This is a genomic window from Cryobacterium sp. N19 (assembly GCF_002929595.1).
Classification (GTDB): Bacteria; Actinomycetota; Actinomycetes; order Actinomycetales; family Microbacteriaceae; genus Cryobacterium; species Cryobacterium flavum.
Map to the genome: position 1 here is coordinate 348,502 of NZ_PJJR01000052.1, position 25,494 is coordinate 373,995.

At 66.2% G+C, this 25,494-nt stretch carries 26 protein-coding genes; 17 read left to right on the top strand and 9 right to left on the bottom strand.

Annotation, left to right across the window (positions count from 1 at the left end):
• Window positions 1-61: 61 nt before the first annotated feature.
• Both CXY78_RS15235 and CXY78_RS15240 read right to left on the bottom strand, forming a co-directional pair.
• On the bottom strand, window positions 62-646 hold the full coding sequence (locus CXY78_RS15235; protein ID WP_104090067.1) for an antibiotic biosynthesis monooxygenase: 585 nt from the start codon (window positions 644-646) through the stop codon (window positions 62-64).
• Window positions 647-1,483 carry an exodeoxyribonuclease III gene (locus CXY78_RS15240; RefSeq protein WP_104090068.1) on the bottom strand — a complete coding sequence of 279 codons (837 nt, stop codon included), beginning with the start codon at window positions 1,481-1,483 and terminating at the stop codon, window positions 647-649.
• 108 nt (window positions 1,484-1,591) lie between these two features.
• On the opposite strand from CXY78_RS15240, the gene CXY78_RS15245 reads away from it, so the two are divergent.
• Both CXY78_RS15245 and CXY78_RS15250 read left to right on the top strand, forming a co-directional pair.
• Window positions 1,592-2,593, top strand: a complete 1,002-nt coding sequence (locus tag CXY78_RS15245) for a TIGR03557 family F420-dependent LLM class oxidoreductase (RefSeq protein ID WP_104090196.1) — start codon at window positions 1,592-1,594, stop codon at window positions 2,591-2,593.
• 48 nt (window positions 2,594-2,641) lie between these two features.
• Complete coding sequence (locus CXY78_RS15250; RefSeq protein WP_104090198.1) at window positions 2,642-3,430, top strand: coenzyme F420-0:L-glutamate ligase; 789 nt, start codon at window positions 2,642-2,644, stop codon at window positions 3,428-3,430.
• Here the strand turns inward: CXY78_RS15250 and CXY78_RS15255 are convergent.
• The gene (locus tag CXY78_RS15255) at window positions 3,427-3,777 is read right to left on the bottom strand and encodes a hypothetical protein (RefSeq protein WP_092338171.1); all 351 of its coding nucleotides are present in this window, start codon (window positions 3,775-3,777) and stop codon (window positions 3,427-3,429) included. The genes CXY78_RS15250 and CXY78_RS15255 overlap by 4 nt on opposite strands.
• Before the next feature lie 135 nt (window positions 3,778-3,912).
• Here CXY78_RS15255 and CXY78_RS15260 point away from each other — a divergent pair, with 135 nt between their 5' ends.
• The 4 genes from CXY78_RS15260 to CXY78_RS15275 all read left to right on the top strand — a co-directional run bounded on the left by CXY78_RS15260 (window position 3,913) and on the right by CXY78_RS15275 (window position 7,010).
• The gene (locus tag CXY78_RS15260) at window positions 3,913-4,149 is read left to right on the top strand and encodes an AbrB/MazE/SpoVT family DNA-binding domain-containing protein (RefSeq protein ID WP_104090070.1); all 237 of its coding nucleotides are present in this window, start codon (window positions 3,913-3,915) and stop codon (window positions 4,147-4,149) included.
• A gap of 2 nt (window positions 4,150-4,151) precedes the next feature.
• The gene (locus tag CXY78_RS15265) at window positions 4,152-4,559 is read left to right on the top strand and encodes a PIN domain-containing protein (protein ID WP_233206207.1); all 408 of its coding nucleotides are present in this window, start codon (window positions 4,152-4,154) and stop codon (window positions 4,557-4,559) included.
• The gene (gene cofC, locus CXY78_RS15270; RefSeq protein ID WP_233206208.1) at window positions 4,549-5,175 is read left to right on the top strand and encodes a 2-phospho-L-lactate guanylyltransferase; all 627 of its coding nucleotides are present in this window, start codon (window positions 4,549-4,551) and stop codon (window positions 5,173-5,175) included. Before CXY78_RS15265 ends, cofC begins: the two co-directional genes overlap by 11 nt.
• 215 nt (window positions 5,176-5,390) lie before the next feature.
• On the top strand, window positions 5,391-7,010 hold the full coding sequence (locus CXY78_RS15275; RefSeq protein WP_158253328.1) for an HNH endonuclease signature motif containing protein: 1,620 nt from the start codon (window positions 5,391-5,393) through the stop codon (window positions 7,008-7,010).
• Between the two features lie 173 nt (window positions 7,011-7,183).
• On the opposite strand, the gene cofD is transcribed toward CXY78_RS15275, so the two are convergent.
• The 4 genes from cofD to CXY78_RS15295 form a co-directional block, all read right to left on the bottom strand.
• On the bottom strand, window positions 7,184-8,164 hold the full coding sequence (gene cofD / locus CXY78_RS15280) for a 2-phospho-L-lactate transferase (RefSeq protein WP_104090075.1): 981 nt from the start codon (window positions 8,162-8,164) through the stop codon (window positions 7,184-7,186).
• Window positions 8,161-8,940: an ABC transporter ATP-binding protein gene (locus tag CXY78_RS15285; protein ID WP_104090077.1), complete on the bottom strand. Its 780-nt coding sequence runs from the start codon at window positions 8,938-8,940 to the stop codon at window positions 8,161-8,163. Before CXY78_RS15285 ends, cofD begins: the two co-directional genes overlap by 4 nt.
• Window positions 8,931-9,947 carry a putative F420-0 ABC transporter permease subunit gene (locus tag CXY78_RS15290; RefSeq protein WP_233197280.1) on the bottom strand — a complete coding sequence of 339 codons (1,017 nt, stop codon included), beginning with the start codon at window positions 9,945-9,947 and terminating at the stop codon, window positions 8,931-8,933. The genes CXY78_RS15285 and CXY78_RS15290 overlap by 10 nt, the downstream gene beginning before the upstream one ends.
• 94 nt (window positions 9,948-10,041) lie before the next feature.
• Window positions 10,042-11,037 carry a putative F420-0 ABC transporter substrate-binding protein gene (locus CXY78_RS15295; RefSeq protein WP_233197281.1) on the bottom strand — a complete coding sequence of 332 codons (996 nt, stop codon included), beginning with the start codon at window positions 11,035-11,037 and terminating at the stop codon, window positions 10,042-10,044.
• A gap of 157 nt (window positions 11,038-11,194) precedes the next feature.
• On the opposite strand from CXY78_RS15295, the gene fgd reads away from it, so the two are divergent.
• Complete coding sequence (gene fgd, locus CXY78_RS15300) at window positions 11,195-12,199, top strand: glucose-6-phosphate dehydrogenase (coenzyme-F420) (protein WP_104090078.1); 1,005 nt, start codon at window positions 11,195-11,197, stop codon at window positions 12,197-12,199.
• A gap of 21 nt (window positions 12,200-12,220) precedes the next feature.
• Here the strand turns inward: fgd and CXY78_RS15305 are convergent, their stop codons facing one another.
• Window positions 12,221-13,603, bottom strand: a complete 1,383-nt coding sequence (locus CXY78_RS15305; protein WP_104090079.1) for a PLP-dependent aminotransferase family protein — start codon at window positions 13,601-13,603, stop codon at window positions 12,221-12,223.
• A gap of 152 nt (window positions 13,604-13,755) precedes the next feature.
• Between CXY78_RS15305 and CXY78_RS15310 the strand changes: the two genes are divergently transcribed.
• The 9 genes from CXY78_RS15310 to CXY78_RS15350 all read left to right on the top strand — a co-directional run bounded on the left by CXY78_RS15310 (window position 13,756) and on the right by CXY78_RS15350 (window position 23,970).
• On the top strand, window positions 13,756-14,640 hold the full coding sequence (locus CXY78_RS15310) for a nitrilase-related carbon-nitrogen hydrolase (RefSeq protein ID WP_092338149.1): 885 nt from the start codon (window positions 13,756-13,758) through the stop codon (window positions 14,638-14,640).
• Window positions 14,641-14,731: 91 nt separating this feature from the next.
• Window positions 14,732-16,165 carry a dihydropyrimidinase gene (hydA, locus tag CXY78_RS15315; RefSeq protein WP_104090081.1) on the top strand — a complete coding sequence of 478 codons (1,434 nt, stop codon included), beginning with the start codon at window positions 14,732-14,734 and terminating at the stop codon, window positions 16,163-16,165.
• A gap of 28 nt (window positions 16,166-16,193) precedes the next feature.
• Entirely contained in the window at window positions 16,194-17,210 is a 1,017-nt protein-coding gene (locus CXY78_RS15320; protein ID WP_104090082.1) for a TIGR03842 family LLM class F420-dependent oxidoreductase, read from the top strand.
• Between the two features lie 14 nt (window positions 17,211-17,224).
• Window positions 17,225-18,184, top strand: coding sequence for an ABC transporter permease (locus tag CXY78_RS15325; protein ID WP_104090084.1), 960 nt, complete (start codon window positions 17,225-17,227; stop codon window positions 18,182-18,184).
• Window positions 18,181-19,071, top strand: a complete 891-nt coding sequence (locus CXY78_RS15330) for an ABC transporter ATP-binding protein (RefSeq protein WP_104090085.1) — start codon at window positions 18,181-18,183, stop codon at window positions 19,069-19,071. Before CXY78_RS15325 ends, CXY78_RS15330 begins: the two co-directional genes overlap by 4 nt.
• Window positions 19,068-19,838, top strand: a complete 771-nt coding sequence (locus CXY78_RS15335) for an ABC transporter permease (RefSeq protein WP_092338139.1) — start codon at window positions 19,068-19,070, stop codon at window positions 19,836-19,838. Before CXY78_RS15330 ends, CXY78_RS15335 begins: the two co-directional genes overlap by 4 nt.
• Before the next feature lie 45 nt (window positions 19,839-19,883).
• Window positions 19,884-21,020, top strand: a complete 1,137-nt coding sequence (locus CXY78_RS15340; RefSeq protein ID WP_104090087.1) for an ABC transporter substrate-binding protein — start codon at window positions 19,884-19,886, stop codon at window positions 21,018-21,020.
• Between the two features lie 100 nt (window positions 21,021-21,120).
• Window positions 21,121-22,443, top strand: a complete 1,323-nt coding sequence (locus CXY78_RS15345; protein WP_233197282.1) for an aspartate aminotransferase family protein — start codon at window positions 21,121-21,123, stop codon at window positions 22,441-22,443.
• A gap of 27 nt (window positions 22,444-22,470) precedes the next feature.
• Entirely contained in the window at window positions 22,471-23,970 is a 1,500-nt protein-coding gene (locus tag CXY78_RS15350; protein ID WP_104090091.1) for a CoA-acylating methylmalonate-semialdehyde dehydrogenase, read from the top strand.
• Window positions 23,971-24,034: 64 nt separating this feature from the next.
• Here CXY78_RS15350 and CXY78_RS15355 read toward each other — a convergent pair whose 3' ends face one another.
• Complete coding sequence (locus tag CXY78_RS15355) at window positions 24,035-24,958, bottom strand: LysR family transcriptional regulator (RefSeq protein ID WP_104090092.1); 924 nt, start codon at window positions 24,956-24,958, stop codon at window positions 24,035-24,037.
• Between the two features lie 63 nt (window positions 24,959-25,021).
• Here CXY78_RS15355 and CXY78_RS20815 point away from each other — a divergent pair, with 63 nt between their 5' ends.
• A complete protein-coding gene (locus CXY78_RS20815) occupies window positions 25,022-25,210 on the top strand; it encodes a hypothetical protein (protein WP_134505220.1) in 189 nt (62 codons plus the stop codon).
• Window positions 25,211-25,494 lie beyond the last annotated feature (284 nt).

Genomic DNA, 25,494 nt, shown 5'->3' on the forward strand with positions numbered 1-25,494 from the left:
GGGCGGCATCCGTCGTCGGCTTCTCGCCGACGGATGCCGTTGGTGTTGGTGTTGGCCTTGGTCAGCGGGGCTGTTTCTGCAGCCAGGGGCGCAGCATCCGGGTCACCCACGGCAGCACGAAGTAGGCCATCAGCGGCGTGAGCACGAGGGTGGTCAGCAGCACCTTGAGCGCCGTCGCGAGGTCGCCCCAGCCGGGAACGAACCAGGTCACGAGCAGGGTGAAGACGAGGTTGACCGGAAAGAAGCCGAGCCAGATGCTGATCGCTTGCTTCCCGCGCGGCGGCGGCACCAGGGCAGGTTCTCCCGGCTCCGGTTGCATGCCGTCGAACCAACCCTCGATGCCGGTGCGTTTCTCCACGTGGGCGTCGAGCACCAGGTCGGTTCCGGCCTCGAGCCACTCGGTGCGCTCGTCGGAGTTCTCCCAGGCCTCAAGGCTCTCGTGGTTGGAAAAGCGGTAGAGCCTGTTCCAGGTGGCGGAATCCTCGCTGCCCCGCACCCAACCCGACCCGAGAAACCCGGGGTATTTGTGGGCGAGGTTGATACCGTGCTTCACCCACTCGCTCGCCTCGGTGAAGCGCGCCGGATCGACCGTGCGGGTGATGGAAACGGTGACGGAAGCTGACGCGGGTGGGGGTGTGAGAGCCATCTAGAAAATCATCGGGCGGTCGTCGTCATCGCCGCCGAGATCGAGGTCGACGAGCACCGGCACATGGTCGCTCGGGGCGTCGCCCTTGCGTTCGTTGCGGTGGATGCTGGCATCCGTCACCAGATCGGCGAAGGCGGGGGAGCCGAGGATGAAGTCGATGCGCATGCCCTCGTTGCGCGGAAAACGCAGCTGCTTGTAGTCCCAGAAGGTGAACCCTTCGGGCACGATCGGCCGCACGACGTCGGTCAGTCCTGCCCGTTCGAAGGCGTCAAACGCGGCCCGCTCGGCCACAGAGATGTGGGTCGAGAGCCCGGGCACGAAGCTCGGGTCGCCCATGTCTTCGTCGCGCGGCGCGACGTTCCAGTCGCCCATCATGGCCAGCGCGAGCGCGGGGTGCTGGCTGAGTTCCTCGGCCGCGTGGGTCTGGAGCGCCTTCAGCCAGGCCAGCTTGTAGGCGTAGTGCGGGTCGCCGAGCGCGCGACCGTTCGGCACGTAGAGGCTCCACAGCCGCAGGTCGGTCACGGTCACGCCGAGCGCGCGCGCCTCGAGAGGCTGGTCAGGGCCAACTGACCCCTTCTGGAAGCCGGGCATATTCGGAAAGGTGGTGACAACATCCGTCATCGGTTCCCGGCTCGCGAACGCCACACCGTTCCACTGGCTGAGGCCGTGAATGGCCAGGTCGTAGCCGGCATCCTCGAACGCCTGCGACGGAAATTGCTCCGGCTTGCACTTGATCTCCTGCATGGCGAGAACGTCGATGTCCTCGCGTTCCATCCAGTCGACGATTCGCCCGGAGTGGGCACGAACGGAGTTGACGTTCCAGGTGGCAATGCGCATTCGTCAAGCCTATAAGCCTGAAGCGGATGCCAGGCGGCGGTATCGGAAGCGACCCCGGCCGTGGTGCGGTTGAATGGGTACAACATTCTTGAGCGCGGAAAGGTCACAGTGACCCAATTGCAAATTGGCTATGCGGCCATGTTGGAGCAGTTTCCACCGGCCGAAGCGGTCGCACTCTCGGCGTACGCCGAGCAGCACGGTTTCACCGGTGTGATGGCGGCCGACCACTTTCAGCCCTGGGTTCCGGCGCAGGGGCAGTCGAGCTTTGTCTGGGGCGTGCTCGCCTCGATCGCCGAGCGCACCACCGGCAACTTCGGGCCCGGCGTGACCGCCCCGACGTTTCGCTGGCACCCCGCCATGGTCGCCCAGGCCTCGGCGACGCTCGCCTCGATGTACCCCGGCCGACACTGGCTGGGACTGGGCAGTGGAGAAGCTCTGAACGAACACATCGTGGGCGGCTACTGGCCCGAGGCCCCCGAGCGCATCAACCGCATGTTCGAGGCCATCGAGATCATCTCCAAACTGTTCGCCGGCTCACTGGCCGGCCGGGACGTCAAGCACGCCGGCCAGTTCTTCAAGCTCGAGTCGACCCGGCTGTGGACCATGCCGCCGGTTGCCCCCGAGATTCTGGTCGCCACCGCCGGCCCGGTCACCGCCAAGCGCGCCGGTCGGCTGGCCGACGGCCTGATCACGGTCGGCGCCCCGCTGGAGAAGATCTCGATGCTGTTCGGCAAATTCGACGACGGTGCGCGCGAGGCCGGAAAAGACCCCTCGACGATGCCCAGGGTGCTGCAGCTGCACCTGAGCTGGGCCGAGACCGACGAAGAGGCGAGGGCCAATGCGCTGCACGAGTGGCCGAACGGCGGCATGCGATTTCCGAAGAGCGACATCCGTTCGCCATTCGAGTTTGAGCAGCTGGCCAAACTCGTGCGCCCGGAGGACTTCGAGGGTCGCATGATCATCTCGGCCGACCCCGACGAGCACCGCAAATACATTCAGAGGTTCGTCGACCTCGGTTTCGACCGTATCTACCTGCACAACGTTGGCCGTAACCAGAAACAGTGGATCGACGTCTTCGGCGCATCCGTTCTGCCGAAACTGGTGCGCTAGATGCCGCACGATTCGCTGCCCGACGCTGCCGCCGCCGAAGTGGGCGCCATGGAGCTGTTCGGTCTCAAAGTATTCACGCTCGGGGGTTTCGGCGAGATCACTGCCGGCGACGACCTCGCGGACCTGATCGCTGAAGCCGCGCAGTCCCGCCTCGCCGACGGCGACATTGTGGCGGTGACCAGCAAGATTGTCTCCAAAGCTGAGGGACGCGTCGTTCAGGCCGCCGACCGCGAACAGGCGATCACCGACGAGACCGTGCGCGTCGTAGCATCGCGGGCGCACCCGGGCGGGGTCACCCGCATCGTCGAGAACCGGCAGGGCCTCGTCATGGCGGCGGCCGGCGTCGACACGAGCAATGCACCCGAGGGTGTGGTGCTGCTGTTGCCGGTCGATCCGGACGCGTCGGCGCGGGCGATCTGCTCGGCCCTCCGCGAACGCACCGGGCTGCGCCTCGGCGTGCTGATCACGGACACCGCCGGGCGCCCCTGGCGGGAAGGCCAGACCGACATCGCCATTGGCGCGGCAGGGCTCGCCGTGCTCGACGACCTGCGCGGCACAGCGGATGTCTCGGGTCGTCGCCTCGACGTCACCGTCGCGGCGGTCGCCGACGAGATCGCCGGCGCCGCCGATCTGGTCAAGGGCAAGACCAGCGGCAACCCGGTCGCCGTCGTGCGCGGACTCGGACGACTGGTCGGCGAGCTGGACGCCGCTGGCGCTCGGGCGCTGCAGCGCCCGAGCGACACCGACATGTTCCGACTCGGCACAGCCGAAGCGCGCGCTGAAGGGTATGCCGAGGGGTTCGCGGCCGGCTTGGCTGCAGCGGCCGGTAAAAGCTAGATCGAGATGGTGAGGGCCTGGATCAGGCCGCTCTCGGCGTCGAGCTCGAAGCGGTAGTTCAGGTCGACGCTGCGGCCCGGAAAGTTGCCCTCGACGCGGTTGACGACGGTCGTCGACGACTCGTCCTTCTCGGTGCGCAGCTGGGTGGTCGTGTACTCGAATTCGGCGGCGCCGCCGGCGAGCCAGGCGGTGATGGCCGTCTCGCCCATGTAGGTCTTGCCGTCATCGATGACGACCGCATTTTCGGTGAAGGTTGCTCCAGCGGAGGCGGGCTTCGCGCTGGCGCTGCGTTCGAGGTAGATCATGATGGCCATCGGCAACGTGCGGGACTGAGTGGTGAGTGACATGGAACCTCCTGGGCCGTTCAAAGCGAACGTAATCGAGTCGACGGATGTTTGCAGTCGACCCTTGAGGCTACCGCGCGCCGGGCGCGCCAGGGATCGCCCTAGCTGGAGCGGGAAGTCGCTGGTAACGTATTCCCTATGGAAGGTTCCCTCGACGCGGTCGGGCGTCTCATGGTTCCCAAGGCCCTGCGCGATGCGCTGGGGCTCCATCCCGGTTCAACCGTGGATATTTCTCAGTACGGCAGCGGGCTGCAGGTTGTACCGGCAGGGCGAACGGCTCGGCTCGTCGACGAAGACGGGGTCCTCGTCGCTACGTCCTCGACGGCCATAGACGATGACACCATGTTCGGCCTGATCGATGCCGGACGTCGTTGAAGGTGCTCGCACTCGATACCAGTGTGGCGGTGCCACTGCTCGTCACGACCCACCCAGCGCACCACGCTGTCGTTGACTGGTGGCAGGGGCGTGAAGTCGCCTTGGCGGGTCACGCTCTGGCGGAAACTTATTCGGTGCTCACGAGATTGCCGAGCGAGGCCCGGCTTGCGCCTGAAACGGCAGCCCGGCTCCTGGCGTCGCGGTTTGCTCTGCCCCTTGTGATGACCGCCGAAACGGCCTTTCGTTTGCCAGCCTTACTCGCGAACTTGGGCATTGCCGGTGGTGCCGTCTACGACGCCGTGGTGGCCCTCGCGGCGCAGGAAAACGATTGTGTTCTCGCCACCCGGGATTCTCGCGCCAAGCCAACATATGACGCCGTTGGCGTTCGGGTTGAAATCGTTGGCCGATAACTGGGTCGTCGTCGTCCCGGTGAAGGGAAGCTCCGAGGCGAAGAGCCGGCTCGGTGTCGGGCCGGGGCGGGCGGCGCTCGCCGACGCTTTCGCGCTTGACACGGTGACGGCGCTGGTGGCAGCATCCGCTGTGGAGCGCGTGTTCGTGGTGACCGCGAGTGCGCGTTTGGGCGCGCTGCTCGGCGGGCTCGGTGCTGTCATCGTGCCGGAGGCGCCGGTCGTTGAAACGGGGCATGCCCGCTTGAACGCCGGGATCGTGCAGGGCATCGCTGCCGCTCGGCTCGCCTATCCCCAAGTAAATCTGGCGGTGATGACCGGGGATCTGCCCGCCCTGCGGCCAGGTGACATCGACGCTGCATTCGCGCTCGCCGCAGCGCAGCCGCGCTCGATGGTGCCCGATGCCGAAGGTGTGGGCACGACGACCCTGCTCGCCCGCGTAGGAGTCATGGTCACGCCGCGGTTCGGTCTCGGCTCCCGCGATGCGCACCAGGGCGACGGACACGTCGTGCTCGACCTGCCGCCGACTTCGTCTCTGCGGCGCGACGTCGACACCGCGGCCGACCTCGAAGCCGCGCGACTGATCGGACTTGGGCCGCACACGAGCGCTCTGTTCTAGTTCGTGATACTGAATCGTCTACTACTTCGAAACCGCACAAGTGGCACCACGACGCTGAGGCCGTGAATTGCGAGCGACGGTTTACGTATTGACGGGCGGGAGAGGCGCCAAGAGCGGCAATCATGGATTGATCGATCAACTTTGCTGGCAAGACTATTTCTGAGTTTCTCTCACTTTTGTGTTCGATTTGCGGTAAAATGGGTGTCAAGGAGGCAATGGCGCCCATGTTCATGGAAAACCCGAGTGAGTCCAGTTCGAACCCCGTCGTTGTGGCGGTGGAGCAGGCTCGGGAGATTCTGTTGGCGGCGTTGGGCGGGGTGTCGTTCGGGTTGCTGGGCGATGAAGAATCACTGACCCTGCTGCTGGCGGTGGAGAGCGTGGGCCGGGTCGTCGACGGGGCCCGGGTGCTCTCCACGTCCGATGTGCTGCGCCGTTCCCAGTACTTTGATGCTGCCGCAGCGAAAGCCGCCGCCCAGGCTGCTGTTGATCAGAGTGCCGCCGCCGCGCAGAATGCCGCCCGGGAGAAGGCTGGTTCGGGCAAGGCTGCTGCGGAATCCGTGATCCCGGAGGGTGCTGCGGCTGATGCGGCTTCTCCGAGCGTGGCGCGTGCGGCGGCGTCTCTGGCTGCGCCGACGCTGGCCCGGCGGCTCGGCTGTCGCAGCGGCGTCGAGCTGGTCTGCACCCTCGCCCGCCTCTCTCGCTCCGAAGTACGTCAGCGGGCCGTGCTCGGTGAGAAGGCTGGGCAGCGGATGCTGCTCGGCCGCCCGCTGGCCCCCACCTACCCGGTGCTCGACGGCCTGCGCTCCGAGGTGCTGGCCTCCGACCTCGACCGGGTCGAACGCTCCCTGGTGGCCAGCGGCTCCGGTGCGATCACTCCCGAAACTGAAGGCCTGCCCGGTGCTGGCATCGCGTTTGCGCCGGAGTTGCTGCGGCAGCAGGGCATCCAGTGGAAAGCTCGCCTCGCCCCCGACGGCACCGCGCCCGGCGAGGCCCCGACCGAGCGGCGCAGCTGGCTCACCTTCGGCACCCTCAATAACGGCGGCTACAGCCTCAACGGCTGGTTCACCACCTTCGACCGCGCCATCATCGGCAACGTCTGTGCCGGTCAACTGAGTGACGCGCACCTGTTCGCCGCCGCGGCCAACCCGGTTCCCGGCGCCGACGGCGCCGGGAACCGGGCGTACGACAGGATCAGTCCGCACCTCCTCAGTCCGTGCCCGCAGCAACCCGACGACATCCGCTCCCGTAGTGAGAAGCAGGCCGGCATCCTCCGCGCCGTGTTTGAAGCCGCCGCCCGACACCCGGGCACCCCGACGATGGGCGGAGCCGCCCCGACCGTGCTCGTGCACATCAACATCACCGACCTCCTCGCCGGCCGCGGTGCCGGCTGGATCGACGGCATCGACGGCCCCCTCACCCCCCACCAAGTCGACGAACTCATCTGCGCCGGCGGCTACCAACCCATCCTGTTCGGCCACACCGGCACAATCCTGCACCTCGGCACCAGCAACCGGTTCTTCACCGCCAGTCAACGCCGAGCGTTGGCCGCCCGCGATGGCGGCTGCGTCATCCCCGGCTGCACCGTGCCACCCCATCTCACCCAGGTTCACCACGTCGTCCCCTGGCGCCAGGGCGGCCTCACCGATATCGATAACGCCGTGCTGATCTGCAACGCCGCCCACTCAAGCATCGACACCTCAGGCTGGGACATCGACATGCGAGACGGACGCCCCTGGATCCGCGGACCCCTCATCTTCGACCCCACCCACACCTGGCGCCCCGCCGGCCAAAACCGCGCCGCCACCGCTGTTGAGAAGCCCACCTGGGAAAAGTAACGTCTAGCTCGCGACACCGGTCAAATCAATCAATCAATCAAGCTAGATCAATCAATCAATCAATCAATCAAGCCAGATCAGGTCAGCCGAATCAGGTCAGCCAGATCAACGCAGCCAGATCAACGCAGCCAGTTGAGCGAAGCCAGACCAATGCAGATTCGCGAGATTTCTTGTCAGACAAGAGCCAGCACGGCCGCGGCCATCGCGGTTGTCGCGGGCAGGTCGGTCATCCACAACGGCGCAGCAGCAGAGTGGATGCCAGCATGCAAGAGAGCGGGCAGCGCCGCGGCATCCGTTTCGTCGATCAGCCAGGCGTCCAGCACTCCGCCGTTCGTGCGCGCGCCGTAGTGCAGACCGACGGCGAGAGCATTGGTCTCGACGCCGATGGTGTGCAGGCAGGCATCGGCCATGCCGCGCACCGCCGCGCCGCCGATGATCGGGGATACCCCGACGACGCGCGCGCGGGTGGCACGCAGGGCTTGGCGCACGCCTGGCACGGCCAGGATCGTGCCGACCGACACGACCGGGTTCGACGGTGGTAGCACCACGAGGTCGGCTTCGGTGATGGCCGCGAGCACACCGGGTGCGGCGACCGAGTCGGCCAGTCCGCGCTGCTCGAACCCGGTGATCGCCACTCGAGCCCGATACCGAACCCACCATTCTTCAAAGTGAATATAGTCGCCCGCCGTGTGATCATCAATATTCTCGGTGAGGCATACGTGGGTTTCGACCGGCTGGTCGCTCATGGGAAGCAAGCGCACCCCGGGCTGCCAGCGGCGGCACAGAAATTCGGTGGCCTGCGACAGGGTTGAGCCGTTTCTCAGCAGGTCGGTGCGCACGATGTGCGTCGCCAGGTCGAGGTCGCCGAGGGTGAACCACGACCAGCCGCGGCCGTAGGCGGCGATCTCCGCCGACGCGCGCCGGGATTCGTCGGGGCGCCCCCAGCCCTGCTCCTCGTTGATGCCGCCGCCGAGTGTGTACATGACGGTGTCGAGATCGGGGCAGATTCGCAGCCCGTCGAGCCACATGTCATCGCCGGTGTTCACGATCACCGTCACGGCCGCGTCCGGGGCGACAACGGCGAGGTGCGCGAGCAGCCCGCGAGTGAAGCGGGCACCGCCGACGCCGCCGGCCAAAACCGTGACTCGCTTCACGCCGACACCGCCGCCGAATAGACGATGACCGGATGCCCGCCGCGCGGATGCTCCAGAATGAAGCAGTCCACGCCGTAGACGGCGCCGATGATCTCCGGGGTGAGCACCTCGGCGGGCGTGCCGGAGGCCACCAGCAGGCCGCCGTCGAGCAACAGAATGTGGTCGCAATACGCCGCCGCGAGATTGAGATCATGCAGGGCCATGATGGACGTCACCCCGAGCTCCCGTACCTGGCCGAGCAGCGAAAGCTGGGCGCTCACGTCGAGATGGTTGGTCGGTTCGTCGAGCAGCAACAGGCGCGGTTGCTGCGCCATGGCCCGCGCGATCTGCACGCGCTGCTGCTGCCCGCCGCTCAGGGTGTGCCAGGACCGGTCGGCGAGCGCTAGGGCACCTACCGCCTCGAGGGCATCGAGAGCGACGGCGCGATCCTCGTCGCCGCTGAAGGAGCCCATGAGCCTGGTGCGGTGCGGAATGCGCCCGAGCAGCACGACTTCGAGCACGGTCAGCTCCACGCTCGGTGCAGCATTCTGTTCCAGCAGGGCGATGCGTCGGGCCGCGTCGCGCCGGTTCAGTGACCCGACCGAGACGCCGTCGAGGGCGGCGGTGCCGGCATCCGCTTTGTCGATGCCGGCAATGAGCCGTAGCAGGGTGGACTTGCCGGCGCCGTTCGGGCCGAGCAGGCCGGTGACGCTGCCGGTGGGCAGCGACGCTGAGACGTTCCGCAGAATTCTGGTGCCGTCGATCGAGAACGACAGCTGGTCGAGGTCTACGCCCACAGGTGCGACTTCTTTCTCTTGATCAGCAGAATGAACACCGGCACGCCGATGAACGCCGTGATGATCCCCACGGGAAGCTCGCGCGGGTCGAACACTGTGCGGGCGAGCGTGTCGGCAATGACCAGGAACAGCCCGCCGCAGACGGCCACGAGCGGCAGCAGTCGGCGGTGTCCCGGCCCGCTGACGCCGCGCACGAGGTGCGGCAGGATAAGCCCCACGAACCCGATCGAGCCGCTGACGGCCACCATGGCACCGGTCAGCAAGGCCACCGATCCGAGCAGCGCCCAGCGGGTGCGGTTCACGTTGATGCCGAGGCTCGCCGCCGAGGTGTCACCGAACGCGAACGCGTCGAGCCGAGTCGCCGACAAGAGGATGCCGGTGCCCACGACCAAAACGGCCGTTCCGGCGATCGCGACACTCTCCCAGGTGGCGCCGGCCACGGAGCCGAGCAGCCAGTTGAGAATCTCCCGGTAGGAGTCGCCCTTGGCGGCCCAGAAGATGATGAACGAGGTCAGCGCGCCGGCGAGCTGGGCGATGGCCAGCCCGGCGAGCACGGCCCGCACCGGGGTGATCGTGCCACCGACCCGGGCGATGCTGAGCGTGGCGACAAGAGCGAGCAGCGCGCCGAGAAAGGCTGCGGCCGGCAAGGCGAATCCGATGCCGAGAATGACCACGCACACCGCTCCGACGGATGCCCCGCTCGACAACCCGAGCAGGTACGGGTCGGCGAGGGGGTTGCGCGTCACGCTCTGCATCACCGCGCCGCTGAGGGCGAGGCCGGCGCCGACCAGCGCGGCCGTGAGCACCCGGGGGAGCCGCAGCTGCCAGACGATCGAGTCGACCAACACTGGTACCGGCGGGGCCGCGAGCCCGAGGTGGGCGCCGATGCTGCCCGCCACCTGCGCGAGGCTGACGGCTGCCGGCCCAATGGTCACCGCGACCGCGCACACGAGAATGAGCGCGATAGAGGCCGCAACGAACCACCCGAGGTACGCACTCCGGGTCACGCGAGCCCCCGCCAGGTTCGCGACAGCGGGTGAATTGTTGCCTCAACCCTGCTGAAGCAACACTTCACCCGCTTTCGCGTCACGGGGGAGGAGATCACTCGTTCAGGTCGGCTAACTGGGTGATCGTCGACGACGCCGCTTCTACGTTGCGGATCCCGGCCTCGGTGGAGGCGAACGGCAAAATGATGTAGCGCTGGTTCTTCACCGCATCGAGGACCTGGGTGGCCGGGTCCGATTCGAGGTGGGCGATCTTCGAGGCGGCGGTGTTCCAGGTGGCGTCGACGAGCACGATGACGCTCGGGTTGGCCTCGATGATCGATTCCCAGCCCACCGAGGTCCAGGTGTCGCGCACATCGGCAAAGATATTGGTGAGCCCGGCGGCGTCCATGATCATTTCGGGTGAGCCGATGCCGGCGCCCACGTAGGGGGTGGTGGTGCCGCTGGAGTACCAGAGGGCCGTGGTGGTTCCGGCGGTCGACGGCGTCAGTCCGGCGAGGTCGTCGTTCAGGGTGCTGACCAGCTTGGCGGCGGCGGACTCGACGCCAAAGATTGCGCCGGCTTCCTCGATCTCGGTGAACACCGAGTCGAAGGTGAGCGGGTTCGGCATGAAGTCGCCCTTGCACGCTGCCGGTGAGACGTACGTGCCGACGCCGAGCGCCGTCAGGGCGTCGCGTTCGCCCACACCGTCGGTGCTGAAGTTGGATTCCCAGCCGCCGTAGATGAAGTCGGGGTTCAGGCCGAGTACCACCTCCTGGCCGGGCAGAAAGTCGCTGACCACGTTGAGGTCGGCGCCCGCGGTGGCGAGTTCCGAGGGCAGCGGACCGTCGAGAAAGGCCGACCCGACGATCCGGTCGCCGAGGCCGAGTGCGAGCAACAGCTCGGTCGCCGACGACTTGATCGACACGATCCGCTCGGGTGCCTTCGTGACGGTGAGGTTCGTGCCGCAATTCTCCACGGTGACCGGGTAGCTCGCACTGGCAGCGGGGGACTCGGCCGGGGTGGCGGCCGGTGTTGCGGCGGCGGCGCATCCGCTGAGCAGCAGAGCGGCGCTGGTGGCCACGCCGATGAACAGAAAACGAGAATGACGCATGCAGAACCTCATTATTTTGGGCACGGGAGACTGGATTGTCCAGAGACCTGCTGCCCAAATCGAGGCAAGCTCAACCAATAAAACCTAATTGGTGGTCACGAATACCGTAGCAGGGACCGGCCAGTGCGAATATTGGGTACGACAAGAGGGAGAGCGCATGTTGAAGCTGGGATTGAAAGCGTCGGCGGAGCAGTTCGCACCGCGAGAGCTAGTGGAACTCGGCGTCATGGCCGAAGAGCACGGGCTCGACAGCGTCACCGTGAGCGACCACTTTCAGCCGTGGCGCCACGAAGGCGGCCATGCGCCCTACGCGATGGCGTGGATGGCCGCGCTCGGCGAACGCACCAAGCGGGTGCAGATCGGCACGTCGGTGATGACCCCCACGTTCCGCTACAACCCGGCCGTGCTGGCGCAGGCCTTTGGAACCATGGGCTGCCTGTACCCCGGGCGAATCATGCTCGGTGTGGGAACGGGCGAGGCCCTCAACGAGATCGCCACGGGCTACAAGGGCGAGTGGCCCGAGTTCAAGGAACGTTTTGCGCGCCTGCGCGAGGCCGTCGACCTCATGCGGCAGCTTTGGACCGGCGAGCGCATCGACTTCACGGGTGAGTACTATTCCACCGTCGGCGCCACCCTCTACGACACTCCGGATGCCCCGGTGCCGGTGTATATCGCGGCCGGCGGCCCCGTCGTGGCCCGCTATGCCGGCCGTGCCGGCGACGGTTTCATTTGCACCTCGGGTAAGGGTATGGAGCTCTACACCGAGAAACTCCTTCCCGCCGTCGCCGAGGGGCTGGACAAGGTCGGTCGCGCTCAGGACGACATCGACCGCATGATCGAGATCAAGATCTCCTACGACACCGACGCGCAGGCCGCGCTGGAGAACACCCGGTTCTGGGCCCCGCTGTCGCTCACGCCCGAGCAGAAGCAGTCCATTCACGACCCGCTCGAGATGGAGGCCGCCGCCGATGCGCTCCCGATCGAGCAGGTCGCCAAGCGCTGGATCGTCGCCTCCGACCCCGACGAAGCCGTCGCTCTGATCAAGCCCTACCTCGACGCAGGCCTCAACCACCTGGTCTTCCACGCGCCCGGCCACGACCAGAAGCGTTTTCTCGACCTGTTCGAGCGTGACCTGGCCCCGCGGCTGCGCCAGCTGGGCTGAGGCCTAAGCGAACGAATCCGGCTACGACCAGCGCGCACCGATGGGGTGCACGGCCGAATCAAGCGGATGCGCCGCCGCAGCCAGCGCCTCGGCCACCGGTCGGATATCGTCGGGCAGGGCGCCGGCGGTCACGCGAATGAATGCGGGGCCGCCAGTGTTGGACAGATCCGGGGCGGCCAGAAACGGCGAACCGCCAGCCACGCGAATGCCGGAGGCGGCGAGCCGCACCATGGCATCCCGCTCGTTCTGCACGGGCAGCCAGGTGTTGATGCCGTCGGCCTGCACCACGTCAAGCCCGAACTCGGCTAGGGCATCAGCGAGGGCACGCTGGCGGGCGAAGTAGATGCGGCGGGCCTCGCTGACCTGGGCCATGCTCTCGCCGTTGGTGAGCAGGTCGTGCAAAATGGTCTGCAGCATGCGGCTGGTCCAGCCGGGGCCGAGCATGCGCCGCGATACGATCGGGTCGATCAGCGCGGCCGGGCCGCCGAGCGCGGCCATGCGCAGGTCGGGGCCGTGCGATTTGGAGAAGCTGCGCACGTGCAGGGTGCGTTCCGGCAGCCAGTGGCCGAGACTCACGTCGGGGGCGATGCTGATCTCGGCGGAGTGGTCGTCTTCGATCACGATGGTGTCGGCGCTCGCCGGCGTAGCGCGCAGCAGACGGGCCAGCTCCTCGGCCCGATGCGCCGTCATCGAGGCGCCGGTGGGGTTCTGCGCCCGCGGCTGCAGCAGCACCACGGTCGGGCCGAGCTTCAGCGCCGCGGCGAAGTCGGCCGGAACAATGCCGTGCTCGTCGACCGCTACCGGGAGTCGCTCGAGGCCGAGCTGGTCGAGCAGGTCGAAGAACGGCGGAAACGACGGGTTCTCCACGATGACCCGGTCGCCGAACCGGGTGACCGCGTCGAGGCAGCGCGAGATGGCGTCGAGGGCACCGTCGACGATGGTGATCGTCTCGACCGGGTACGGCCACGACCCGCGCAGCACCTCGAGCAACTCCGGAAGGATGGGCAGGTCCTGATAGCTCGGCGTCACCGCGCGCTGCGATACCCGGGAGAGGGCCGGCCCGAGCGCTGGCAACAACCGCGGGTCGGGCGTGCCGCGGGAGAGATCGAGGCGGGCCGGGCCGATCGGGCCGACCATTGACTGGCTGCGCGCCGGCAGCCACTTGGGCGCGGCATCCTGAACGAAGGTGCCGCCCCGACCACGCGACACGATCAGGCCGACGGCTGAGAGGGCCTGCCAGGCATGACTGACCGTGGCGGGACTCACGCCGAGCTCGCCGGCGAGCACTCGAACGGTCGGCAGACGGTCGCCCGGCGCGAGTCGCCCGGAGGCAATCAGTCGGCCGATGGCCGCGGCGATGCCTGCGGGCGTGCGTTGTTCGATTTCGTCGATAAAGTTCTGCATTGCTCTTGCCCCTGGCTGCGTCGGACGACAGGATGATTAATGCGTGCGATACACAGAGAAACACATTTGAAATGTTTACGTCAAATAATAACAATACGAACAGCGCGGTTCGTATCGGCCCTTGACTAACGAAAGCAAGTGGAAGGCACAGCATGAACACGGGTACGACCGGCACCAGCACCGACAAAAGAAACATTGTTCGAACCGCCATCACCCAGGCCACCTGGACCGGCGACGAAGAATCCATGATCGCGAAGCACGAAGGCTTCGTGCGCACCGCGGCCGCCCAGGGCGTGCAGGTGATCTGCTTTCAGGAACTCTTCCACGGGCCGTATTTCGGTATCGTGCAGGACGCCAAGTATTACGACTACGCACAGGCCGTGCCCGGCCCCATCGTCGAGCGCTTTCAGAAGCTCGCGAGCGAGTACAAGATGGTCATCGTCGTGCCGATGTATGAAGAAGAACAGCCCGGCGTGCTCTACAACACCGCCGCGGTCATCGACGCCGACGGAACCTACCTCGGCAAATACCGCAAGCACCACATCCCGCACCTGCCGCAGTTCTGGGAGAAGTTCTACTTTCGCCCCGGCAACACCGACTACCCAGTGTTCGACACGGCGTACGGCAAGATCGGCGTCTACATTTGCTACGACCGCCACTTCCCGGAGGGCTGGCGTGCACTTGGCCTGAACGGCGCCGAGATCGTGTTCAACCCCTCGGCCACCAAGCCCGGCCTCTCCAACCGCCTGTGGGAGCTCGAGCAGCCGGCCGCCGCCGTCGCCAACCAGTATTACGTCGGCGCCAACAACCGCATCGGCAATGAAGAGGCCGAGTTCGGCGACGAAGCCGTGACCTTCTACGGCAGCTCGTACTTCGTTGATCCCAAGGGCAACTACGTCGGCGAGGTCGCCTCGACCGATACCGAGGAGATCCTCGTGCGAGACCTCGACCTCGGCGTCATCCGCGAGGTGCGCAACTCCTGGCAGTTCTACCGGGACCGTCGCCCCGACTCCTACGAGCCCCTCGTCGCCCCCTAGTAACTAGGCCACAAGCGGATGCTGCCGGCCGGCCTGCAAAACGCAGCCGGCAGCATCCGCTACCCCTGACACTTTCAGCGAAGAGGATGCCATGAAGACTTTGATCAAGAACGGCACCGTGGTCAACGCCACGGGTCGAGGCCTCGCCGACGTGCTCATCGATGGCGAGAAAATCGTCGCCGTGCTCGCACCCGGCTCCACCCTGCTCGGTTTCGATGTGGCGAGCAACGTCGACCGCGTCATCGACGCCGGCGGCAAGTACGTCATCCCGGGCGGCATCGACGCCCACACCCACATGGAAATGCCGTTCGGCGGTACCCAGGCCAGCGACACCTTCGAAACCGGAACCCGCGCGGCCGCCTGGGGTGGCACCACGAGCATCGTTGACTTCGTCGTGCAGTACGCCGGCGAAGACGTGCTCGAGCGCTATGCCGCTTGGCAGCAGAAAGCCGCCGGCCAGTGCGCCATCGACTACGGCTTCCACCAGATCCTCAGTGACGTGCAAGACAGCTCCCTCACCGCGATGGACACGCTCGTCGACGAAGGCGTCTCGAGCTTCAAACTGTTCATGGCCTACAAGGGGGTCTTTCTCAGCGACGACGGCCAGATCGTCAAGGCCATGCAGCGTGCCGCCACGAACGGCAGCATGATCATGATGCACGCCGAGAACGGCAGCGTCATCGACCTGCTCGTGCAGCAGACCGTCGCCGCCGGCAACACCGGCCCGCTCTACCACGGTCTCACCCGGCCCTGGCAGGCCGAAGAAGAAGCCACCCACCGAGCCATCATGCTCGCCAACCTCACCGGCGCTCCGCTCTACGTCGTGCACGTGTCGGCGAAGCAGGCCGTGGACCAGATTGCGCAGGCCCGAGACAACGGCCAGAACGTGTTCGGCGAGACCTGCCCGCAGTACCTCTACCTCTCGCTCGAGGACAACCTCGGCGCCGAGAGCGACGAGTGGGGCACCTTCGAAGGAGCCAAATGGGTCTGTTCGACGCCGCTGCGCGCCAAGGCTGAAGGCCACCAGCACCACATGTGGCAAAGCCTGCGCACCAACGACATTCAGATGGTCTCCACCGATCACTGCCCGTTCTGCATGAAGGGCCAGAAAGACATGGGCTTGACCGACTTCTCCAAGATCCCCAACGGCATCGGCTCGGTCGAACACCGCATGGACCTGCTCTACCAGGGCGTCGTCGACGGCAAGATCTCGCTCGAACGCTGGGTCGAAGTCTGCTCCACCACCCCGGCACGCATGTTCGGCATGTACGGCCAGAAGGGCGTGATTGCTCCCGGAGCCGACGGCGACGTGGTGATCTACGACCCGAACGGGCACACGTCTATCGGAGTGGGAAAGTCACACCACATGAACATGGACTACTCCGCCTGGGAAGGCTACGAGATCGACGGCCACGTCGATACCGTCATCTCCCGAGGCAAGGTCGTCGTCGACGATTTCGCCTATCTCGGCGCCAAGGGTGACGGTCGCTACATCAAGCGCGGCCTGAGCCAGTACTTGATTTAGGCCAAGAACCGGATAACAGGGACAGGACATGGATTTCGGAGCAGTACTTCAAACCAACCCGCCGTCGGCGCGCACCGTGCAACTGGCCAAACTGGCCGAGGCGCACGGTTTCAGCCACGTCTGGACCTTCGACTCGCACCTGCTCTGGCAGGAACCGTATGTGATTTATAGCCGCATCCTGGCCGAGACCAGCAAGATCATCGTCGGCCCCATGGTCACCAACCCGGCCACGCGGGACTGGACAGTCACGGCATCCACGTACGCGACCCTCAATGAGATGTACGGCAACCGCACCATCTGCGGCATCGGCCGCGGCGACTCGGCGGTGCGCACCACCAACGGTGCGCCCACCACGCTGAAGACCCTGCGCGAATCGATCCACGTCATTCGCGAGCTCGCCAACTCCCGCCCGGTGGAATACAACGGTGCCACGGTGCAGTTTCCGTGGAGCCGCGGGTCGAGCCTCGACGTCTGGGTCGCCGCCTACGGTCCCCTCGCGCTCAAGCTCGCCGGCGAGGTGGGCGACGGCTTCATCCTGCAGATGGCCGACCTCGACGTGGCCAAGTGGATGATCGAAAGCGTGCGCACCGCAGCGTCCAACGCCGGGCGCGACCCGCTGGAGATCAAATTCTGTGTCGCCGCCCCCGCCTATGTCGGTTCGAACAGGGAGCACATGCGCGACCAGTGCCGCTGGTTCGGCGGCATGGTCGGCAACCACGTGGCCGACATCGTGACCAAGTATGGTGCCGATTCCGCCGTGCCGAAGGCGCTCACCGACTACATCAAAGACCGTGAGGGCTACGACTACAACCAGCACGGCAAGGCCGGCAACGAGCACGCCGCGTTCGTGCCCGACGAGATCGTCGACCGGTTCTGCCTGCTCGGTACGGCGAAGGACCACATCGAGAAGCTCGAGGCCCTCAAGGAGCTCGGGGTCGACCAGTTCGCCGGTTACCTGCAGCACGACAACAAGGAAGAAACGATGCGCGTCTACGGCGAGACCGTGATTCCGGCTCTGACCGACGCCATCACGGCTAAGAAGTAATAAGAAATAAGCGGATGACCACCCAGACCGAGCAGAGCGCACCGCTTAATCGCGGCGCGCTTGGCGTACCCAAACCGCGCGTGTCCCGCCGCCGGAGCGCCGTCGTGCACCCGCGGCTGCGCGGCGGTCTGTTCGGCCTGGCCGGTCTCGTGCTGCTCGCCCTGATCTGGGAGCTCTACAAAACGCTCGGACCCGCCGACGGAGTGGTTCTTGGCGGCATCACGGTGTTGCCGCGCACGACCGACCTCGCCATGCCGCACCTCGCGGTCATGGCCGAGCGCTTGTTCGACCCGGTGACGGGCGCGGCATCCGCTCTGCCGTTGTGGCAGGCGGTGCTGCAGGGCTCGCTGTTCACCCTCGGCATCGCCGCGGTCGGCTGGCTGGTCGGCGTGACCGTTGGGCTCGCCCTCGCCCTGCTGATGCAGCGCTTTCGCCTGGCCGAGTCGGCGATTCTGCCGTGGATCATTCTGAGCCAGACCGTGCCGCTCATCGCGATCGCCCCGCTGGTGCGGCGCTGGGGCGCGCAGATCCAGTTCGGCGAATTCACCTGGGAAAGCTGGATGTCGGTGGCCCTGATCGCCTCCTACCTCGCGTTCTTCCCGGTGTCGATCGGCGCCCTACGCGGCCTCGCCTCGCCCGACGCCAACTACGTCGACCTCATGCACTGCTATGCGGTCGGCTGGTGGAAGACGCTGTGGCGGCTGCGCCTGCCGGCCAGCGTCGGCTACCTGCTGCCGGCCCTGCGCCTGGCCGCGGTCAGCGCGGTCGTCGGCAGCGTCGTCGCCGAGGTATCGATCGGGCTGCGCGGCGGCATCGGCCGGCTCATCGTTGAGTACGCCGGCGCGGCCGGCAACGACCCGGGCAAGCCCTGGGCACCCATCTTCGGATCGATCCTGGTCGGCCTCGTCGCCGCCGGCTTTGTGGGCCTGATCGGGCTGTTCCTTCGTCGTTTTCGCAGGGGAGAAGTAGCATGACCGACACACTGAATGTGCCCGGAGGCGATGTGCCCGCAGTCGATGTGCCCGCAGTGAATGTGCACGGCGTCAGCCGCATCTTCGCCGCCGGCAAGGGTCCAGGCGTCACCGCCCTCGACGACGTGAGCCTTGACGTCGCGCCCGGCGAATTCGTCAGCCTGATCGGGCCAAGCGGATGCGGCAAGAGCACGCTGCTGAGACTCATCGCCGACCTCGACGTGCCCACGAGCGGCAGCGTCGAGGTATTCGGCAAACCGGCCCGGCAGGCCCGCATCGACCAGGACTACGGCATCGCTTTTCAGCAGGCCGGCCTGCTGCCCTGGCGCACGGTCGCCGGCAATATCGAGCTGCCGCTCGAGCTGCACGGGGTCGGTAAGGCGGCGAGGCGGGGGCGTGCCGCCGAACTGATCGCGCTGGTCGGGCTCTCCGACTTCGCGGCGCACTATCCCGACCAGCTCTCCGGCGGTATGCAGCAGCGCGTGGCGATTGCCCGCGCGCTCGCCGAAAGCCCGAGCCTGCTGCTCATGGACGAACCGTTCGGCGCCCTCGACGAGATGACCCGTGAGCGCATGCAGAACGAACTCGTGCGCATTTGCGCCGAAACTCAGGCCGCCGTGGTCTTCGTCACCCACTCCATTCCCGAAGCGGTGTTTCTCTCCAACCGGGTGGTGGTGCTGGAGCCACGGCCCGGACGCATCCGTTCTATTGTGGGCGTTGGGCTTGGCGATATGAGTGGCCGCGGCGAAGACCTGCGCGAAGACGAGGGTTTCTTTCGTTCCCTCAGCGAGGTGCGCGATCTGCTGCACGGCGACCCCGATTCATCGGGCACGGGGTTGCCGACGGGAGTCGTGCCGAAGACCGGAGCTCGCGGGGTCGAGACGCGATGAGAACCGCCCAGCCCGGACTGCTGCAGACCGTACTCGCCCCGATCGTGTTCGGGGTGGCCGTTATTCTGCTGTGGCAGGGCCTGGTCACCGGGCTGGCGATCAAGGCGTTCATCCTGCCGGCACCGTTTGCGATCGGCGCCGAATTCGCCGGCAATCTGAACAATGTCGCCGGCGGAATGACGGTCACCGGCCGTAACTCCCTGATCGGCCTGGTCATCGGCGCCGTGCTCGGCATTGCGCTGGCGATCGTGGCGGCGCTCGCCCGCCTGCTCGATGAGATGGCCGCACCGATCGTCGCAGCCCTCTCGGTGGTGCCGATCGTGGCTCTCGCGCCGGTGCTCTACACGATGTTCGGCGCCGGCGCCGAGACCGCTCGGCAGCTGGTCGCGGCGCTCGCCGTGTTCGTGCCGGTCTACTTCAACACCCTCAAGGGCCTGCGCCAGGTGCGCCCGGTGCACCGTGACCTGATGCGTGCCTACGCCGTCACCAGCTGGCAGGCCACTCGGGCGGTCACCCTGCCCACCGCGCTGCCGTTCGTCTTCACCGGGCTGCGCATCGCATCGTCGCTCGCCGTGATCAGCGCCCTGATCGCCGAGTACTTCGGCGGACCGGTCGGCGGCCTCGGCAAGTCCATCACCTCGGCCGCGTCGAGCAGCAACTACGGGCTGGCCTGGGCCTACGTGCTCGGCTCGATCATTCTCGGACTCGCTTTCTATTGTGCAGCTCTCATCGTGGAGAAGCTTGTCACCCGCCGTTCCGGCGGCTAGACCACCCACCCCGCCACACACAGCACCAGTAACCAAGGAGGCACCATGAAACACCGCATCACATGGGTTGGCGCAATCACGGCCGTCGGCGCGCTCGTTCTCTCCGGCTGCAGCACGGCGAGCACTGCTCCCTCAACGGATGCCGCCGGCGATCTCACCCCGATCACCCTGCAGCTGCAGTGGTTCGCGCAGGCCCAGTTCGCCGGTTACTACGCCGCGCTCGACCAGGGCTACTACGAAGATGAGGGCCTCGACGTCACCATCGACGAAGGCGGCGCCGACATCGTGCCGCAGGACGTACTCGCCGCCGGCGACGCCGACTACGCCATCTCCTGGGTGCCGAAGGTGCTCGGCTCGATCGAGCAGGGCGCCAACATCACCGACGTCGCCCAGATCTTCGAGCGCAGCGCCACCACCCAGATCTCGCTCAAGGACAAGGACATCACGACCGCGGCCGACCTCGCGGGCAAGAACGTCGGAAGCTGGGGTTACGGCAACGAGTGGGAACTTTTTGCCGGCATGCAGAAAGCCGGCGTTGAGCTCGGCGACATCAACCTCATTCAGCAGGCCTTCGACATGACCGGATTCCTCGCCGGCGATATCGATGCCGCCCAGGCCATGACGTACAACGAGTACGCCCAGGTTCTGGAAACCATCAACCCCGACACCGGCGAGCTGTTCCAGCCCGATGAACTCAACGTCATCGACTGGAACGACGAGGGCACCGCGATGCTCCAGGACTCCATCTGGGCCAACGCCGACAAACTCGAAAGTGACGCCGACTATGCCGACAACACGGTGAAGTTCATCAAGGCGTCGATCAAGGGCTGGATCTACGCGGCCAACAACCCGTCCGAAGCGGCCGGTATCGTCACCGCGGCCGGTTCGACCCTCGGCGAGAGCCACCAGCTGTGGATGACCAACGAGGTCAGCAAACTCATCTTCCCGTCGAGCAACGGCGTGGGAATGATCGACGAAGCGGCCTGGGCCAACACGGTCGACATCGCCATGAATACCAAGAATGAGACTGGGGCGACCATCATCACCACCGACCCGCCCGCCACCGCGTACTCCAACGAGTACGTGACCAAGGCACTCGATGAGCTGAAGGCTGACGGCGTCGATGTCATGGGCACCGACTGGAAGCCCACCGAGGTCACCCTCAACGAGGGCGGCAACTAGCTCACCTGCCGGGCGGCCCGCGAGGGCCGCCCGGCCCACAATTTTTCCGATTCACCAAACCACCCGTTCATACCAACACCACAGAAAGCCAGCGATATACGTGACTGACACCAGCACACAAACTCTCAACGCGCACACCAGCGAACTCGACCGGGCGCACGTGTTCCATTCCTGGTCGGCACAAGCGGCATTGAGACCGCTCGTCATCGCCGGCGGGTTGGGCTGCCGCGTCTGGGATCATGACGGACGTTCGTATCTTGACTTCTCGAGTCAGTTGGTGAACGTGAATATCGGCCATCAGCATCCGGCCGTGGTGCAAGCCATCACCGAGCAGGCCGCGCTGTTGACGACCATTGCGCCGTCCACCGCCAACCTGGCCCGCGGCGAGGCGGCCAAGCGCATCACCGACCGTGCCCCGGCCGGTTTCAACAAGGTCTTCTTCACCAACGGTGGAGCGGATGCGAATGAAAACGCCATGCGCATGGCCCGCGTGCACACCGGTCGCGACAAGGTGCTCTCCCTCTATAAGTCGTACCACGGCAACACCGGAGCTGCCGTGGTCGCCACCGGCGACTGGCGTCGCATTCCCAACGAATTCGCGCGCGGACACGTGCACTTCTTCGGTCCGTTCCTCTACCGCAGCGAATTCTGGGCCTCCAGCGAGGCCGAGGAGTGCGCCCGCGCGCTGCACCATCTCGAACGCGTCATCCAGGGCGAGGGTGTGGCCTCGGTCGCGGCCATTCTGCTCGAGTCGATTCCGGGAACCGCCGGAATCATGATGCCGCCGGCCGGCTACCTGCCCGGAGTGCGCGCACTGTGCGACAAATACGGCATCGTGCTGATTCTCGACGAGGTCATGTGCGGCTTCGGCCGAACCGGCCACTGGTTCGCCTTCCAGGCCTACGACGTCGTGCCCGACCTGATCACCTTCGCCAAGGGCGTCAACTCCGGCTATGTGCCCACCGGCGGCGTGATCATCTCCGATGCCATCGCTGCAACTTTTGACGAGACCGTCTTTCCCGGCGGGCTCACCTACAGCGGGCATCCGCTCGCTATGGCGTCGATCGTCGGCGCCCTCGACGCGATGGAGGCCGAGGGCATCGTCGAGAACGCGGCCCGCATCGGGCGCGACGTGCTCGAGCCGGGCCTCAAGGCCCTGCAGGCCAAGCACCCGATCATCGGCGAGGTACGCGGTGTCGGCGTGTTCTGGGCGCTCGAACTCGTCGCCGACCCGGCCACCCGCGAACCGGTGAGCGCCGCCGTCATGGCCCGGGTGAAGGCCGAACTGCTCGGCCGCGGCCTGCTGCCGTTCCTGATGGAGAACCGCATCCATGTCGTGCCGCCCTGTGTCGTCACCGACGCTGAGGTGGCCGAAGCGCTCGCCATCTACGACGAGGTGCTCAGCCTCGACCTTCTCGCCTAACCGTTCCAACCATTAAGGATTTTCACAATGACTGACACCCCGACCATTCAGCACTACATCAACGGCGAAGCCGCCGCCGGTACCTCGACCCGCACCGCGCCCGTTTACAACCCGGCCACCGGCACAGTCGCCAAGAACGTGCTGCTGGCGAGCACCGCCGACCTCGACGCAGCCGTCGCCGTCGCTCAGGCCGCCTACCCGGCCTGGCGTGACACGAGCCAGGCTCGCCGCCAGACCATCATGTACAACTTTCGCGAGCTGCTGAACGCGCGCAAGGGAGACCTGGCCGACATCCTCACCGCCGAACACGGCAAGGTCACCTCCGACGCGCTCGGCGAGATTATTCGTGGCCTCGAGGTCGTCGAATTCGCCCTCGGGATGCCGCACCTGACCAAGGGCGAGTACTCCGAGAACGTCTCGACCGGCGTTGACGTCTACTCGATTCGTCAGTCGCTCGGCGTGGTCGGCATCATCAGCCCGTTCAACTTTCCGGCGATGGTGCCGCTCTGGTACTTCCCCATCGCGATCGCGGCCGGCAACACCGTCGTACTCAAGCCGAGCGAGAAAGACCCTTCGGCGTCGAACTGGCTCGCCGAGCTCTTCACCGAGGCCGGCCTGCCCAATGGTGTGCTCAACGTCGTGCACGGCGACAAGGAGGCTGTCGACGCCCTGCTGGCGAACCCCACCGTGCAGGCGATTTCCTTCGTCGGTTCCACCCCGATCGCCCGCTACATCTACGAGACCGCGGCCAGAAACGGCAAGCGCGTGCAGTCCCTCGGCGGCGCGAAAAACCACATGCTGGTGTTGCCCGATGCCGATCTCGACCTGAGCGCGGATGCCGCCGTCAACGCCGGGTTCGGCTCCGCCGGTGAGCGCTGCATGGCCATCAGCGTCATCGTCGCCGTTGAGCCCGTGGCCGACGAACTCATCATGAAGATCGCCGAGCGGGTCAAGGGCCTCACGGTCGGTGACGGCACGCGCGGCTGCGACATGGGACCGCTGATCACGAAGGTGCACCGCGACAAGGTGGCTGGCTACATCGACATCGCCCAGGCAGACGGCGCCGACATCGTCATCGACGGCCGCGGCGTCAAGGTTGACGGTGACCCCAACGGCTTCTGGCTCGGCCCGACTCTGTTCGACAAGGTCAGCGTCGACTCCGCCGTCTACCTCGACGAGATCTTCGGCCCGGTGCTGTCGATCGTGCGCGTGGCCAGCTACCAGGAGGGTCTCGACCTCATCAACGCGAGCCAGTACGGCAACGGCACCGCGATCTTCACGAATGACGGCGGAGCTGCTCGCCGTTTTCAGAACGAGGTGCAGGTGGGCATGGTTGGCATCAACGTGCCAATTCCGGTGCCGGTCGCGTACCACTCCTTCGGCGGCTGGAAGAACTCGCTGTTCGGTGACGCCAAGGCCTACGGCCCCGCCGGAGTGAACTTCTACACCCGGGAGAAGGCGGTCACGAGTCGCTGGCTCGACCCGAGCCACGGAGGAATCAACCTGGGCTTCCCCCAAAACGCCTAGTCACACCCCGCGAGAGCGCAAAAAGTGCCCGATTGGCCCATCCAATCGGGCACTTTTTGCGCTCTCAACGAGCTGTTGCGGTGCTGTGGGATTGCTCAACCTTGGCGGCCTCGGATTGCAGGGCCTGGATGACGGTGCGCACGGCTAAGCGCTCGGCTCGGTCGGGGCGCATCAGAGCCACGATCTGCCGCTGCGATTCGATGCCGCGCAGCGGTTTGAGCACGAGTCGACCGGGCTGCCCGCCACCCGAGGTATACCGCGGCACGAGCGCAATGCCGAGCCCTGCAATCACGAACGATTCGATCAGCGCAAGGTCGGCGAACCGCTGCGACATCGACAGGCGGGCGCCGGCCTCCTGCTCGATCGCGTGCAGAATGCGTTCGAACGGGTAGCCGTCGGTCACGCCGATCCAGGTCTCGCCGATCAGGTCGCGTGGGCCAACCCAGGCGCGATCGGAGAGCGGATGCCCCACCGGCAGTCCCACATCCAGCGGCTCGGTCATGAGTGGAACAACCGTGAGGCCACGCCCGGCCCAGGAGAGCTGGCCGCTCATGGAGTGCGCGAGCACAATGTCGTACTCGGCAGTGAAGGCGGGAAAGTCGCTCAGCTCCGGGTCTTCATCGGCGCAGTTGAGCAGGAGGTCCGGCCCCAGAATCTTGATGACGCCGGGCAGCAGCATCTGGCCGGCCGTGGGAAAGGTGACCAGGCTCACTTCACCCGAGGCGTGGTTGCGGAATTCGTCCCAGAGCGCGGTGGCCTTCGCGAGCGATACCGCCACATCCGCTGCGCTGCGGGCGAGGGCGCGGCCAGCCGAGGTGAGCACGAGTCCGCGACCCTGACGCTGCGTGAGCGGCAACCCGGCTTCGCGTTCGAGCACCTTGAGTTGCTGGGAGACCGCCGACGGAGTGCGGTGAGTGGCCAGGGCGACCGCCGTAACGCTGCCGCGGTCGGCGAGTTCCCGGAGCAGTTCGAGTCGTTGCACGTCCATGTAGCCAACCTACACAATGCATGCAGAATAATACGATTGTGCTGCACGGTCAGGAGTGGTCAAATGAGAGGGTCACACACGAGCAATGTCGCCTCCGTGCCGGGCCACGCCACCTCCTTCGAAAGGCATCTCGTGTTCATCCTCATCGCCATCCTGCTCGTTGCCGTTGTTTCCATCGCAGCCCTCGTCGTCGAGGTTCACCGCGACGGCTACCGTCAGACCGAGCGTCGCAACCTGGTTCGCATCTTCTAGGCTCCGCCCCCGAGATTCACGGGAGCGGCCTGCGAAAAGAGCCGCTTGCCGGCTTGTTTTGCGGCTTTTGCTTGTGTTTTCTGGGTGTCGGCGGGGGCGGGGGTCACCCGCTCCCCGCTCAGACATTGAGGCGTTCCGGAGGCCTCCGCGTGTTTCGACAAGCTCAACAATCGGCGTGCGCGGGACGCCGCCACACGTCAAAACTCGCAACCCCGCGGAAAATACCCTGCCCCCGCCTCGTGTTCTGGACACGGAGGGGGCTGTCGGGCATGCCCTAAACTGGC